This is a genomic window from Pseudoalteromonas sp. GB43, from assembly GCF_054923805.1.
Genome location: NZ_JBPCHJ010000001.1, coordinates 2,361,359 through 2,376,799, shown reverse-complemented (window position 1 = coordinate 2,376,799; position 15,441 = coordinate 2,361,359). Strand labels below are relative to the sequence as shown.

The following is a 15,441-nucleotide window of genomic DNA, read 5'->3' as shown; positions in this document are numbered from 1 at the left end:
GGTAAATTTGGTAGTGATTTCAGTACACTATCAAAGCTCAGAAATTGCTTGACTAAAAATACGTTTAAGTAAATCTAGGTTTAAATTCACACCTGCAATATTCGCATCAATCCACTCTCTCTGAGAGATTGGAGGCCACGAAACCTTATAGCCGATGCTATATAACATTTCTTCAAAAAAGAAACGTAACACTCTACCGTTACCTTCGCGGAATGGGTGAAGTAAATTTAGCTCACAAAACAAGTCTGCCACTTTTTCAATTAGTTCATCATTATTATGACAATTCGATATTGCCGGAATGGTTCGAAATAATTTGTTAGCTTCAGGCTCAATACGCGTCCAAGTACAAAAGCGGGTATTACCCTTGGAGATATCAACATCCCTAATTTGACCTGCCCACACATATAAGTCTTGAAATAAGTGGTGATGAAGATGTTTTAAATGCTCAAGTGAAAACTTAGATAGAGGTTGTTCGGGGGAGTCATAAGTTCTATAGCGTTCAGCGGTAAACTCAGCTTCAGCTTGATCTAATATATCCGATTCTCGAATATCTAATAAATTAATTAATACATCAGAGGCAGGGTAGCAATATTTATCTTGAGCTACCCCGTATTTATCGAGCATATTTACGCTTCAATTCAGCAATACTTTTGCCTTCACTATTAGTTTTCAGCGTTAGACCTTCATAGCTTAAACTGACCTTAAAGTTATCCATATCGGGCATAAACTTAGTTTTTTGCTGATTGCTAGTCTTAGCAGTTTTGGTAGTCATAAACCCTCCTGTAATACTGATAATTCTAGCTTATTCAAGCATAAATTGCCATTAATCAACTTATTCGAAAGTACAGCCAAAAAGAAGAGAAAAAGGCAATTAAAATACTGACCAATTTAAACTTTTTAATGCCTATGATTACAAAGTGAGGGGGAGTTGTTAAACTCAGCTAAAAGAATAAAAACGTAAACTACTTTGCAATCAATCACTTTATTCCCTGTACACCTTGTACAGAGTATCTTTCTGTTTCAAATGTTATTTGGTGCATTATTAATTAATAGCCAAAAACAAAGTCGTTCCTTGGTGCTGCTGTTTGCATTTCAAGGCTGTGTGTGCGCCTTTAACCTGCTAGAAGGGTTAGGGTTTTCTAGTTACTTAATTACCCCTGCATTTACATTACTGTATGGGCCTATGATTTACTTTTTTACCTTGTCGATTACAGGTAAACAGCCCTTTAAAACATCACACTACGCGGTACACTTAATTCCTGCGGCTACTTCCTTGGCCTTTACCCACTACACGCAAGCGATCATTTTACTTGGTTCGCTCAGTCAACTTGGTTATTTCTACTTCGCTTATGGCATTTTAAAGCGCTATCACAAACAACTTATGCATGCGCGCTCAGATGCTGAGAGCCTTAAATTAAAGTGGCTGATCAAAGCATTATTTATTTTTGCCATTATTGTCGTATTTGATTTGCTGCGCATGAATGTGCAACCAATCACGCCGCTCGATTTAAAGATGCGCTGGTATTTATTAAATGAAATACTGTTACTGCTAATGTTTAGCTTTTTGTTGTTTCACACCATCAAAAATAGCTTTCAATTCGAACCAGTCACATTGCCTGAAGAACCCGAAGCTGAACAAACTGATTCGGCTGACGAGCAACTTGCGCAGCAAATTTTCTCAACCATTGATAACTTGGTTATTAACGAATCGCTTTATCGACAACCTAGGCTCTCACTAAACGACTTAGCAAATCAAACAGGGCTCGGTAGTAAAGAAATATCTTGGGCTATTAACAGCACAACGGGGAACAACTTTTGTGAGTACATCAACCAGCATAGAGTGAATGATGTTAAACGCGAAATAGAGCAAGACTCACCTCAAAAACTCAGCCTGATAGAGCTGGCATTTCAAGCAGGCTTTAATTCTAAATCTACTTTTAATGCCGTGTTTAAAAAAGAAACGGGATTAACACCGAGTCAATTTAAGAAGCAAACGCAAAAGAATTAGCTCATAAAACAGACAAAAAACGTCCTAAATCCTGTTTTAGGACGCTTTTTTACAACTCAAACGCTAATTTAAACAAAAAACAACTTTGAGACTCCTGATGTACAAGTCCTATTTTTTACTACTAACTTTGTGCCTATTAATAAACTTTTCGGGTTTTGCTTTAGCAACGAATCACTCTTTAGAGGTGACGAATCAAGCTTTAAAAGTGCAGCCAAGTCGCGTTGGTGCAAGCGACCCAATCGCTTACTTTCAATCGAAAACAGCAGCAATAGAATTTGCTAAACAACAAAACTGGGCTCAGGTGAATAAACTCACAAAAATGCTCATTAATGAATATCAAAATGATGGCGATACTTGGTATTTACTTGGCCTCAGTTACTTTCAATTGGCCGATTATCAAAATGCCAGCAATGCTTTGCAACGCGCACTTGCAATTGGGACTAGCTTAAAAGGCATTCCTAATGGGGCCAGTAACCCGAACGATTTAATGGTGAAAATTGCAGAGGCATACGCAGAGCTTAAAAACCAACAGCAAGCTGAGTATTGGCTTAAAAAAGCACTGGCAGAAAGGTGGGATGACCGCCCAACACTTGCTGGCACCAGCTTATTTAAATCTGGTATTAACCCTCACTTTGAACGCTTTGCGCAATCGGCCAGTTATAAATCACTTGCGGGTAATAATTTGGATACTGAACTCAATCGAGATCAAAAATGGCGCGCCGATTTAGCGTTTTTAGTCTCAGAAATTAAACGTTTACACGTGGCAATGTATCAAAACATGAGCTCACAACAGTTTGCAGAAAAAGTAGCTGAGATTGATAAGTCGATTCCTATTCTAACCGATCAGCAAATTGTTTTTCAGTTTATGGAGCTAATTGCATTACTTGGCAATGGTCATAATCTATTAATCCCAGCATGGGGTGAAACAGGCAACTTTCAGCAACTACCATTTCAGTTTTATCAATTTAGTGACGGTTTATACATCAGCAAAGCAAGTAGCGATTACCAGCAATATGTTGGCTATAAAGTTGAGGCATTTGCCGATACACCAGCCCAGCAAGCTCTTGAGTTAACTAAACGTATTAATGCTCGCGATAATGAAATGCAAACCCTTTGGTTGGGTCCCTATTATTTAAGTTTGCTTGATGTGCTAAACGGGCTTGGCATTAGCAAAGGTAACGAGGTAACACTCACGCTCAGCTCACCACAAGGCGCTATCACCACAGTTACACCAGCGCTCAAACCAATGCAATTTACAGGTTTTCCTAAGTTACCAAAACTTGCTGAGCACCCTACGCTTAGATACTTAGCAAAAAACAATACGCCGTTTTGGAGCGAACAAATCAAAACGAATAAATTACTGTATGTACAATTCAATGATGTGCGAAATAACAAAGATCTCACCCTTGCTGAATTTGCCATGCAGCTACAAGCACAAATCAAACACGATGACATTGAGCATCTGGTGCTAGACCTTCGCCATAACAGTGGTGGTAATGGCTCGCTCACCCCGCCTTTGGTGGCAACGGCCGCATTTTTTAACGTATTAAAACCACAAGGAAAGCTATTTATATTAATTGGCCGCAATACGTTTTCGGCAAACGCCATGATGTAGCTGTAAAGATTGCCAATATAGTGCCAGCGATTTTTGTAGGTGAGCCATCAGGCACCCGCCCGAATGTGGCAGGTGAAGCTGGCTGGTTTAACCTGCCATACAGTAAACAAACAGGCCTTATTTCGAGCCAATTCCACCAGCAAAGCCGAGCGGAAGATCATCGAATCTGGTTAGCGCCCGATATGCCAATTACGCTTTCTGCAAAAGACTACTTTGCAGGTATCGATCCGGTAATGGATGCTGTTTTAACTATAACTAAGCAATAAACAGTACTGGCACAAACCTTGTAACTGTTAATAAAGTAACCAGTTATAGCAAGAGTTTGCTCTTGTTTACTGTGTAATTAAGTAGTTATTACGCAGTAAACAAGGCATTTTTACAAGGAGGCACTGTGTCTAAGTCTGCAATTTTATTTCGCATGGTGACCGATGAGCATATTTGCCCATTCGGTTTAAAATCAAAAGATTTACTAGAGCGTCATGGTTACGATGTTGATGATCGTCACTTAACCAGCCGTGAGCAAACTGACGAATTCAAACAGCAGCATGATGTAAAAACCACACCACAAACCTTTATCAATGATAAACGTATTGGTGGTTACGATGATTTACGCGACTTTTTTAATCTGCCCGAGGCTGGCCAACAAGGTACCAGTTATACCCCTGTTTTAGCCATTTTCGCAGTAGCTATGCTACTAAGCTGCGGTTTCACTTACGCCAGTGGTGAGGCTTTATTTTCTATGAAGAACCTGATGCTGTTTGTTGCATTATCCATGGCGGTATTAGCGATACAAAAGCTGCAAGACTTATACAGCTTTTCTAACTCATTTATTACCTATGACTTACTAGCCATGCGTGTCGTGCCCTACGCCTATGTTTATCCATTTATAGAGGCGTATGTAGCGATAGGTATGGTGGCTAAATTACCCGCCTTAGCTGTAGCACCATTTTCACTATTTATTGGTGGGATAGGTGCGATATCGGTTATTAAGGCTGTGTATATCGATAAACGAGAGCTTAAATGCGCCTGTGTTGGTGGCGACAGTAATGTGCCGCTCGGCTTTATCTCTCTGAGTGAAAACTTATTTATGATTGCCGCAGGTATATGGATGCTAATGAGCTAATACAAAAACGCGAGGGATTACCCTCGCGTTCATTTTAACTATTATTGAGGATTATTAAGCCGTACCACCCACAGTTAGGTTATCAATTTTAAGGCTTGGTTGACCCACACCAACAGGTACGCTTTGGCCATCTTTGCCACATACGCCAACGCCTTTATCAAGCGCTAAGTCGTTGCCTACCATCGAAATTTGCTGCATCACTTCTGGGCCATTGCCAATCAGTGTTGCGCCTTTGATAGGTTGCGTGATTTTACCGTTTTCAATTAAGTAGGCTTCAGAGGCACTAAATACAAACTTACCTGACGTAATATCCACTTAATCGCCACCAAAGTTAGGCGCGAAGATACCTTTTTTCACTGAGCTGATGATATCAGCTTGGCTGTGCTCGCCACCTAACATATAGGTGTTGGTCATACGCGGCATAGGTAAATGAGCATATGATTCACGGCGTGCGTTACCAGTAGGGTTAACTCCCATCAAACGGGCATTGAGCTTATCTTGCATGTAGCCTTTTAGAATACCGTTTTCAATAAGCACGTTATACGCAGCTGGTGTCCCTTCGTCATCCACGTTCAATGAACCACGGCGATCAGCAATGGTGCCATCATCCACGACTGTACACAGCTCAGATGCCACCTTTTGACCTACTTTACCGCTAAACGCCGATGCGCCTTTACGGTTAAAGTCACCTTCTAGGCCATGGCCTACCGCTTCGTGTAGTAACACACCCGGCCAACCTGCGCCTAGCACAACTTCCATGCTACCGGCAGGTGCATCGATTGCTTCAAGGTTTACTTTTGCTTGGCGAACAGCTTCTTCAGCGTATTCCATCCAGCGCGGTTTGCCATCGACTAATTCTTTAAAATAGCCATAATCTAAACGCGCACCGCCCCCTGCACCACCGCGCTCACGGCGGCCGTTCTTCTCCAGTAACACTGAGCAGTTTAAGCGAATAAGCGGACGAATATCGGTGGCAAAGGTGCCATCACTTGCAGCAATTAACACTTCTTCATAAACCGCCGACATTGAGCTGATAACTTGCTCAGCATCCGGTGCTAATTGACGAATATAGTTTTCAAGTTCACGTAGCAGGCTTACTTTGTCATCGTTGCTCATGCTTTGAATTGGCTGATGCGGCGCATACTGCTCTTTAGCAGCTACATCACTGAACACCTGAATTGTTTTGTTTTCGCCAGCATTGGCAATGCTACGCGCAGCCGTTGCTGCTTTGTTTAACGCTTCAAGGTTAATCGCATCTGAGTATGAAAAACCGGTTTTTTCACCGCTAACAGCACGCACACCCACACCACGCTCAACGTTGTATGAGCCTTCTTTTACTAAACCGTCTTCAAGCACCCAAGATTCGTGATGGCTCGATTGAAAATACAGGTCGGCATAGTCAACTTGGTGCTGATGAATAAAAGCGAGCGTTTTTTCTAATTCTTCTCTTGTTAATTGGCTGTCATGTAATAAATGCTGTTCAACCGTGTTCATAATAAATGCTCTCTAAATCGTTGCTGAGACTGCACAGGCATGTCTTGGCGAATTGTATTCAAGCGGTTTAAATCAAGCTCATGGCTGATAAACCCGGTACCAGAGGCAAGCTCACTGAGCGTTTCTCCCCATGGTGAAATAATAATGCTGTGGCCATATGTGTGGCGGCCATTTTCATGCTCGCCCCACTGCGCTGCGGCAACCACATAGCATTGTGTTTCGATTGCCCGCGCAGCTAATAAAATATGCCAATGAGCAGCGCCGGTGACTGTGGTAAAGGCACTGGGCACTAAAATAAGCTCAGCCCCTTGGCGCTGCATGGCGGTGAATAAGCCACTAAAACGTAGATCATAACATACTGCTAAGCCAATTTTACCAAATGGCGAGTCGACCACCACAATATCATTGCCTGCTTGCGTCGCATCAGACTCTCGGTAACTGCGGGTAGTGTCGGCTACATCTACATCAAATAAATGAATTTTATTGTACTGCGCAACCACATCGCCTTGGTTGTTAAATAAAAACGAGGCGGCTAAATACTTACCATTTTGCTGCGAAACAGGCAGGGTGCCAGCGGCTAACCAAATATCATGTTGCTTGCATAAATCGGCAAGTTGCGCTTTATATGCCTCACTTTGGTGACCTAATTGATAGCTTGCTTGGCTTTGCTTACTAAAGATCAAAAAACTTTCGGGTAAACACACTAGCAATGACCGAGTTGCAGGTAACTGATTCAATGTCTCTGCTAAAAAAGCGAGATTTTGCTCAGCATTCATACTTGAGCACATTTGTACTGCAACAACCTGTGGGTGAGGATTAGCCTTCATTATTATCTAAACTCGCTGAAGATGCGGCATCTTTTAATTTTAGTTGCGTCGACGACTGCGGCTGGCTTTGCGCGGCTTGCGGTAACGTCACTTCACGGCTCTTACGATCAACTTCTTCGACAACAGGGTCGTTCATACTGCCTGTTACTTTAAAGTTGATCTCTGAGATCACCCGCGCTGAGTGAATCACTTTGTCGATTGCCAACGCAGCAAGACCACTTACCGGATTAACCATCCATGCCACAATCACTGGAATACTCGACGTTACCTGCGGCGCAACCGCTAGATCGTAATCAATTTCAAAGGTATTTAAGTTTGTATGGCCTTTAATCGTTAAATCAGCAGGCACACCATCAAGTTTGGTATCTTGAGTGTAAGCAATGCCCTTTTCTAGCTGCATCGTGCCTTGCATGCTGTTATAGAAAAAGCCTTTGGAGAATACATCTCTAAAGTCCAGTTTCAGCTTACGCACTAACGAGTCTAAACTCAGTAATGAGAATACTCGCGCACCACCATCACTGATCTCAGCAAGGTGTCCTTCACCTAAACGCCAATCTAACTCACCGGCTAAACTTGGTACATCAAAGCTATAAGGTGCGCCTTGCCAAGCAAGATCAAACTTAATATTGGCGTCAGAGTCTTTTACTGTAGTAGTGATATCAAACTCATCAAATAGCGCACCAATATCGTCACTTTGTAAGTTACCACTAAAGCGTGTTTGCCCATCGGCAAATTGCCCTTTACCGCGCAATACGTGATCGCCTTTGTCGATGACCAGCTCAGTAAACAAAAGTTTATCGTTCTCCCCAACTAAGCTGCTTTTAATTTTATCGAGCTGATACTCAGCGACTTTACAATCTTCACAGTTAAACTCGATGGCTGGGACTCGGGTTAACCAGCTTAAATCTTCAGGTTCAGTGCTTTGCTCTGTTTGCTCTGCAACTTCGTTAAAATTAATACGCAGATAGTCAGTAAAAATTTGAATTGGTCTGCGTGTTTCACCGGTTGGGATCAGTGCATCGGCACGTAATTCTTTAGCATTTAGCTTTAACTCTAAATCTGATTGTTTTGGCGCTAAGCGAAATTCAAAATCATTAAAGTCGATATTGTGTAGTGCCAGTTTATTAAATTTGCCCGTTACGTTGTTGAATGCAGGCATCACACTTGGCGCATCTGACTTAACTTTGGTAAGCGCAATAATTTGATCAATTAAGCCAAACCAAGGCACTATTTCGGTTTCTGGTAAATCAATAGATACCGCAAAACCTTCACGGTTCAAACCTAAATCTTGTGCACCTAAAATTAAATGGGCATTACTAAATTTCTTTTCGCCATTATCTAAAATCGCATTAAAAAATAACTGCTCATCAACATTTGCGGTGATCAAATTAGAAATACGGTCGCCCTGTACCACTGCAGTTAATGGCCATTTCTGCTCTGCGCCTTTGTTATAAGGTGCAGGTAGTTGGCTAGTCACACCGATTAAATTACCACTCACATCGGCGCGGTAATTAAAGTCATTCGGTAAAAAGTTAAGCGACACATTAATATCTACATCACTTTGGCCGCTTAAGTAACCGGCCAGTAAACCATGGGCCTGTTCAATTAAAGGCTCAGCTTCAAGCGCTAACTTTATAGCAATTTCAGCGCGATAGTTATCAGCCACACTTTCACTGTTATAACTTGCAGTGAGCGGCATACCCATCCAATCTGCTTTGGCATTTTTTAAGTCGATTTTATCGTTGTTAAACTTAACAATACCGGTCATGTGATTAAGTGTGATCCCAGGCTGTGCAAGGTAAATCGGAATATTAGCTAACTCAACTTCACCAATCGCATCAACATGACCAGATTCTAGATCTACTAATAATTCAATTTCAGCCTGCGCTTCCCCTTTCGCTTGAACTACCTCAAATACATCAGCTAACGGTTTTGCTAACGGAGTCGCAGAAAAGAAGGGATTAAGCTTATCGCCATGGGCGCGTTTATTAATAGCAACTTTTAAGACATCTGCATTCATTAAATCGGCAATACTGACATGCACGCTATCGCCAAGGACTAGATTAACCAGCTTGCCCGACTTGCTATAGATATCCATGCGCTCATTTTCGAAATGTAAAATGACGTTGGCATCTTCAACTTCTGGCCAGCTTGGTGAAAACTTATAGTTCGCGTTTTCAACATTCGCTAACACTTCAAATTGACCTTGCTGCTCTTTGAACGGAAACCCTTTAAATGGCCCTGAGAACAACACTTGCGCTTTATTTACTTCGCCACCTTTAATGGCTCCATTGAGGTAGCTAACAAGGCTTTTGCTCATGACAGGTAACGGAAAATAATGCCCAGCGACTTTGGCATCAGGGGCATAGGCTTCAGCATATAAATCTAACCGCGGTTCATCAGTCAGGCTGAGCATCATCTCAGCAGCCACAGTTACTTCGTCGTTATCAAGCCAAATATTATCGCTACTAATGCGCCAGCCATCATCATAATGATGAAGGTCTAGTTCTACATTTAATTGGTTATAGGCAATATCTTGGCTAAAGCTGCCGTTTGTTAATAGTTGATTATTCTCGCCATAAAGCTGAATTCGCCCAGCTGATTGATTAATTAAGCCATTAACGCGGATAGCTTGCCCACCCGGAACACCTTGCAGCGACAGCCAATTAATTTGTTCGCCCTGAAACCAAAGTTGCCAGTTATCCTGCTGACCTAACTCAAGGTAGGCATCACTTAACTGACCATTGGGTTGACGAGCTAAAAACGGGGCAAGTACTTCAAAGTTACTTAACTGCGATAACTTGGCCAGCAATGCAAAATCAAATTGCTTTAACCAAATTTGATTTTTATCGCCAAGCTGAGCTTCAAATTGTAAGGTTGGCCATTGTTTTAAATCGCTTTCAAAGGTAAGTCCGGTGCTTTTTAAGCGCCAGCCACCTTGCTTTGGAAATAAATGAAAACCACCTTCGCTTAAACTAATTTGATGCGCTTCTTGGTTTTGTTGCCAGTTGATAAAACTCGGTAGCCACTGCACTTTTACATCGCTGATCAGGCCTTTATCAAGGCTAAACCAAGTTTGTAAGTTGATGTCTGAATTAAGCTGCTGCTTGTCGGTATTAATATATTGTGCCAGCCATTTAGATACATCAACGTTCGCCGCTTGCACATAGATATCACCTGCCATGGTTTCGAGGGTCGACCCATTCAATGCCATACGGGCGTCAAAGCTACCAACAGAAATTCCTGGTAGCGCTAATGTACCTGAGCCTTGATGTTGCTCAGGGGTATTTTGCCAGACAATGTTTTCAAGAATGAGCTTACGCTCTTTACCATCATTGAGGATAAAGTTAAGGCTACTATCTTGCACTGCAAAGTGCCCTGTTTCACCAAGAAACAAACCTTCAATAAGTTCTTTTTGCTCAAAGTTACCTGATTGTTGATTAGTGCCTAAATCAAGCATCGTTGGTAAATCGACATCAGCATGAAAACCATTGATCACAAAGTAGCTCGATTTAAGCTGACGGGTTTTTATAGATTCCCATAAGTTAACTTCAAGGCTCGCTTTATCAATGGTGAGTGCAATGGGTGAGGTTTGGTTATCTTCAAAGGAAATATCTTCGATAACTAAAGCAGGTCCTTTCCCCTGCCAACTGGCTGAGATTGAGCCAATCGCTAAATTTACATCAAAACGTTCATACAAAAACGCTTCAATGTCATCTTTATAGTCATTCGCGTATGGCAGTGAGTACTTTACCACAGAGACAATAACGGCCAGCAGTACGAGAGTAATAGCAAATACTTGCCATAACTTACGTAAACAATAAAAGCAGACCGTTTTTGCCTTCATTACATCATTACCACATCAAACTGTTCTTGGTTGTATAAACTCTCTGTTTGAATACTGACTTGCTTACCAATAAATAGTTCCAGCTCAGCAAGGTTGTGATACTCATCATTGATCAATGCTTCACTTACCGAAGGCGATGCGTAAACCATGAACTTATCAGCTGCATAGGCACGGTTTACCCTCACGATTTCACGCAAGATTTCGTAGCAAACCGTTTCGACCGTTTTTTGCGAGCCGCGCCCTGAACACGCTGGACACACATCACAAAGAATGTGCTCCAAGCTTTCGCGGGTGCGTTTGCGGGTCATCTCTACTAAGCCTAGTGCAGATAAGCCATTTATGTTGGCTTTTGCACGATCTTTTGCAAGCGCAGATTCAAGTGAATGCAATACTCGGCGTTTGTGCTCATCACTAATCATATCGATAAAGTCGATGATAATGATGCCGCCTAAATTACGTAAACGTAGCTGACGAGCAATCGCTGAGGTTGCTTCGATATTAGTATTAAAAATGGTCTCTTCGAGGTTACGATGGCCAACAAACGCACCGGTATTTACATCAACGGTTGTCATCGCTTCGGTTTGGTCGATAATTAAATAACCTCCCGATTTAAGCTCAACTTTACGATGTAGTGCTTTTTGGATCTCGGTTTCAACATCGAATAAATCGAAAATAGGTCGCTCACCCGGGTAGTATTCTAATGCTCCCGATAACAGCGGCACAAATTCTTCAGTAAATTCTTTAAGCTCTTGATAGGTTAGTTTTGAGTCAACACGAATACGCTCCATGTCTTCACCTACGTAGTCACGTAGAGTACGAAAAGCCAGTGTTAAGTCTTCATGCAAGATACTTTCTTTACTGGTTTTTTTGCGCTTAGTGACGATTTTTTGCCACAGCTTTTTTAAAAATTCCGCATCGTGACGTAGCTCTGCTTCAGATGCACCTTCTGCTGCGGTACGAACAATAAAGCTGCCGTCATCATCACCATATTCAGCAACAATTTTCTTTAAACGCGAACGTTCTTCTTCGGTTTCAATACGCTGGCTTACACCTACATGTGTTGCATCTGGCATAAACACTAAATAACGAGAAGGAATCGTGATATCGGTTGTTAAGCGCGCGCCCTTGGTACCTAGCGGGTCTTTAACCACTTGCACCATGATATGTTGACCTTGGCGCACAAGCTCTCGAATATCTTGTACTTTTTTGATTGGCTGTTCGTCAACGCCTTCTACAATTGAGGCACTGTTTACAATGTCTGATGCATGTAAAAAGGCGGCTTTCTCTAAGCCAATATCGACAAACGCAGCCTGCATACCCGGTAGTACGCGGCTGATTTTACCTAGGTAAATATTGCCCACGATCCCAAGGTTGCCAATTCGCTCTAATTGGATTTCTTGCAGTACGCCATTTTCGATAAGCGCAACGCGACTTTCGCTCGGTGTAACGTTGATCAGTAATTCGGTGCTCATGTTACCCTCTTAAAAATTCGTTTAATAACTGCTCTGTCTCATATAAAGGTAAGCCGACAACCGCAAAATAGCTACCCGAAAGATGACTCACAAAGCGGCCACCTAAGCCTTGAATGCCATAACCACCGGCTTTATCTTGCGGCTCACCACTATGCCAGTAGGCATCAATTTCCGCATCGCTGAGTGGTTTAAATGTAACATCGGTGACAACAAGGCAGCTTTTTACTTGCTCACTATCAGCAATTGCCACAGCCGTCATCACTTGATGGGTACGGCCAGATAAGCGCTTCATGGTGGCGGTAAAATCAGCTTGGTCTAGCGGCTTACCAAGTGCGGTATCATCAATGACAACCACGGTATCGCTGCCAAGTACTGGGCGGTCGGTGTAACCCATAGCAACGCCCGATTGTGCTTTGAGTTTGGCTAGGCGCTCTACATAGTCACGCGGGGCTTCGTTTGGGAATTGGCTTTCATCAGCATCAACGCTAAATTGAGAAAACTCAACGCCAAGTTGGCTGAGCAACTCTTTTCGGCGCGGTGATGCAGACGCCAAATAAATTGCGGTTTGCATTATCTAATCCTGAAATGACGGCGATATTTACGCAAAATTAAGAATATCCACCACCAACAAAGCATGCCGGTTAGCACTGGCCACATATAATGCGGGCTAAAATAAACACCCATTAAAAAGTGGTTAAGCCAAAATTGCATGAGGTGGTAAAGCGTTAAAAACAAAGCAATTAAAATGCTTTGCTGCCATAAAGAAAAGTTTCTAATTTTTTGGAAGTTACTCGCAGTGATAAATATACACACCGAATAAGTCAGTGAGTTCACACCGAGTGGCGAACCTGATGCAAGGTCCATTAATAAACCAACGACCCAGGCTGTACCAATATTTAGACGGTGCGGCACCGCTAACGACCAATACATTAATACCATCAACACCCAGTCTGGGCGGTATGGCTCAAACGAAATTGGTAACGGCATTAGTGCCATTACCAATGCAAAAAAGATACTGATAGCAATCAGCAAAGAGTGACGACTATTCATTGCTGATGCTCTCCTGCTGATTACGCCACAGCACAACCAATAAGCGAATACGGTCAAGTTGTGCAATTGGCTCAGCATAAACTTGCGCAAAAGGACGCCCTTCATCGCGGTTAATTTCGGTCACCACGGCAACCGGATAACCCTCTGGGAAGGTACCACCAAGACCAGACGTAACCAAAATATCGCCAATGCGAACATCAAGGCTATGCGGTACATGCGAAAGCTTTACCACGTTAATTTTACCAATGCCCTCAACCACGGTACGCACATCGTTACGTAAAATACGCACAGGTGTGGCATGAGTTGTATCTGTCATCAGCAGTACGCGCGAAGTAGTTGACCCCACTTGAGTGATTTGCCCCACTACACCCATTTCGTCAATCACAGCTTGGCCTTCGCTTAGGTCATCGGTTGTACCTCGGTTAATAACCACTTGGTGGCTATACGGATTTGAGTGAACAGAGAGGACTTGTGCAATAATTTTACGGTTTGATTGCTTAGCCGATGAACCGAGTAAAGCACGTAATTTATCGTTTTCACGAGATAGAAATTGCAGTTGTTGTAGTTGTTCGCTTTGTAGTAACTGCTTCTTTTTTAATGCTTCGTTTTCGGTTAAAAGCTGTTCGCGGGTATGCAGATTCTTCGCGCCAATACTAAATAGCTCATAGGGCAAGTTGGCAAGGTAAATGAGTGGGCTAACGAGAGTGTTTAGGCTGGTGCGGATTGTTGTACCACCTTGCGTGTAGCGATCGCCCACGATCAGCACGACACTCAAAAGCACTGCGACAAAAAGCCGCAGTTGCAAAGAGATGGTACGACCAAAAAGTAACTTCATTAGTCGTAGCTAAATACGTCACCACCGTGCATATCAATCATTTCTAGTGCCTTACCGCCGCCACGTGCAACACAGGTTAATGGATCATCAGCAACCACAACTGGGATACCAGTTTCTTCCATTAATAAACGGTCTAGATCCTTTAATAATGCACCACCACCGGTTAATACCATACCGTGAGCAGAGATATCAGATGCAAGCTCTGGTGGAGATTGCTCAAGAGCAACCATTACCGCGCTTACAATACCCATTAATGGCTCTTGTAGTGCTTCTAAGATTTCGTGTGAGTTAAGGGTGAATGAACGCGGCACACCTTCCGCTAGGTTGCGACCACGTACTTCAATTTCAATTGGCTCATCTGTTTTGAAAGCCGAACCGATTTGGTGTTTGATGTTTTCGGCAGTTGCTTCACCAATTAAGCTACCAAAGTTACGACGTACATAGTTAATGATAGCTTCATCAAACTTGTCACCACCGATGCGTACAGATGAAGAGTAAACCACACCATTTAATGAAATAATGGCAACTTCAGTTGTACCACCACCGATATCAACAACCATTGAACCGGTTGCTTCAGACACTGGTAGGCCAGCACCGATAGCCGCAGCCATTGGCTCTTCGATTAGATAAACTTCACGAGCACCGGCACCCATAGCCGACTCACGAATCGCACGTTTTTCTACTTGTGTTGCACCACAAGGCACACAGATAAGAACACGCGGGCTTGGGCGCATAAAGTTGTTGTTATGCACTTGCTTGATAAAGTGTTGTAGCATTTTTTCAGTCACGTAGAAGTCAGCAATGACACCGTCTTTCATTGGACGAATTGCTTTAATGTTACCCGGTGTACGACCTAACATTTGCTTAGCTTCGGTACCTACAGATGCTACGCTCTTAGGGCCACCAGCACGCTCTTGACGAATAGCAACAACTGAAGGCTCGTTTAATACAATACCTTCTTCTTTTACGTAAATTAGGGTATTGGCTGTACCCAAGTCGATCGATAGATCGTTTGAAAAAATACCACGGAGTTTTTTAAACATGAGGCTGGATGACCTTTGAAAATTCGTTCTTATACTAGCTGCTCTCACTCTATCATGCTAATCATGAAAAAGCGCAACTGCTTTAATTAAATTGCTAAAAAAGGAAGCATCCATTGCTTCCTTTTTA

The 15,441-nt window shown here is 42.6% G+C and carries 13 protein-coding genes and 1 pseudogene; 4 read left to right on the top strand and 10 right to left on the bottom strand.

Features of this window, described 5'->3' with window-relative positions; genetic code table 11:
• Window positions 1-30: 30 nt before the first annotated feature.
• Both ACRWSG_RS11320 and ACRWSG_RS11315 read right to left on the bottom strand, forming a co-directional pair.
• The gene (locus tag ACRWSG_RS11320) at window positions 31-624 is read right to left on the bottom strand and encodes a Fic/DOC family protein (protein WP_462166311.1); all 594 of its coding nucleotides are present in this window, start codon (window positions 622-624) and stop codon (window positions 31-33) included.
• Entirely contained in the window at window positions 614-772 is a 159-nt protein-coding gene (locus ACRWSG_RS11315; protein ID WP_166338734.1) for a hypothetical protein, read from the bottom strand. Before ACRWSG_RS11315 ends, ACRWSG_RS11320 begins: the two co-directional genes overlap by 11 nt.
• A 195-nt stretch (window positions 773-967) precedes the next feature.
• On the opposite strand from ACRWSG_RS11315, the gene ACRWSG_RS11310 reads away from it, so the two are divergent.
• The 4 genes from ACRWSG_RS11310 (at window position 968) to ACRWSG_RS11295 (ending at window position 4,746) form a co-directional block, all read left to right on the top strand.
• Complete coding sequence (locus ACRWSG_RS11310) at window positions 968-2,008, top strand: helix-turn-helix domain-containing protein (protein WP_462166310.1); 1,041 nt, start codon at window positions 968-970, stop codon at window positions 2,006-2,008.
• 205 nt (window positions 2,009-2,213) lie between these two features.
• A complete protein-coding gene (locus tag ACRWSG_RS11305) occupies window positions 2,214-3,623 on the top strand; it encodes a tetratricopeptide repeat protein (RefSeq protein WP_462166309.1) in 1,410 nt (469 codons plus the stop codon).
• Between the two features lie 20 nt (window positions 3,624-3,643).
• Window positions 3,644-3,889, top strand: a complete 246-nt coding sequence (locus ACRWSG_RS11300; protein WP_462166308.1) for a hypothetical protein — start codon at window positions 3,644-3,646, stop codon at window positions 3,887-3,889.
• Window positions 3,890-4,014: 125 nt separating this feature from the next.
• The gene (locus ACRWSG_RS11295) at window positions 4,015-4,746 is read left to right on the top strand and encodes a MauE/DoxX family redox-associated membrane protein (RefSeq protein ID WP_462166307.1); all 732 of its coding nucleotides are present in this window, start codon (window positions 4,015-4,017) and stop codon (window positions 4,744-4,746) included.
• A 54-nt stretch (window positions 4,747-4,800) separates the two neighbouring features.
• Here ACRWSG_RS11295 and tldD read toward each other — a convergent pair.
• From tldD to ACRWSG_RS11255, 8 genes and pseudogenes are all read right to left on the bottom strand, one after another.
• A pseudogene (tldD, locus tag ACRWSG_RS11290) lies at window positions 4,801-6,240 on the bottom strand (metalloprotease TldD).
• A complete protein-coding gene (locus ACRWSG_RS11285) occupies window positions 6,237-7,067 on the bottom strand; it encodes a carbon-nitrogen hydrolase family protein (protein ID WP_462166305.1) in 831 nt (276 codons plus the stop codon). Before ACRWSG_RS11285 ends, tldD begins: the two are co-directional and overlap by 4 nt.
• Entirely contained in the window at window positions 7,057-10,914 is a 3,858-nt protein-coding gene (locus ACRWSG_RS11280; RefSeq protein ID WP_199530280.1) for a YhdP family protein, read from the bottom strand. Before ACRWSG_RS11280 ends, ACRWSG_RS11285 begins: the two co-directional genes overlap by 11 nt.
• The gene (rng, locus tag ACRWSG_RS11275; RefSeq protein WP_138616162.1) at window positions 10,914-12,386 is read right to left on the bottom strand and encodes a ribonuclease G; all 1,473 of its coding nucleotides are present in this window, start codon (window positions 12,384-12,386) and stop codon (window positions 10,914-10,916) included. Before rng ends, ACRWSG_RS11280 begins: the two co-directional genes overlap by 1 nt.
• Before the next feature lies 1 nt (window position 12,387).
• Window positions 12,388-12,957, bottom strand: a complete 570-nt coding sequence (locus ACRWSG_RS11270) for a Maf family protein (protein ID WP_138616160.1) — start codon at window positions 12,955-12,957, stop codon at window positions 12,388-12,390.
• The gene (gene mreD / locus ACRWSG_RS11265) at window positions 12,957-13,436 is read right to left on the bottom strand and encodes a rod shape-determining protein MreD (RefSeq protein ID WP_054552785.1); all 480 of its coding nucleotides are present in this window, start codon (window positions 13,434-13,436) and stop codon (window positions 12,957-12,959) included. The genes ACRWSG_RS11270 and mreD overlap by 1 nt, the downstream gene beginning before the upstream one ends.
• Window positions 13,429-14,271: a rod shape-determining protein MreC gene (gene mreC, locus ACRWSG_RS11260; protein ID WP_462166303.1), complete on the bottom strand. Its 843-nt coding sequence runs from the start codon at window positions 14,269-14,271 to the stop codon at window positions 13,429-13,431. Before mreC ends, mreD begins: the two co-directional genes overlap by 8 nt.
• On the bottom strand, window positions 14,271-15,314 hold the full coding sequence (locus tag ACRWSG_RS11255; protein ID WP_054552787.1) for a rod shape-determining protein: 1,044 nt from the start codon (window positions 15,312-15,314) through the stop codon (window positions 14,271-14,273). The genes mreC and ACRWSG_RS11255 overlap by 1 nt, the downstream gene beginning before the upstream one ends.
• Between the last annotated feature and the right edge of the window lie 127 nt (window positions 15,315-15,441).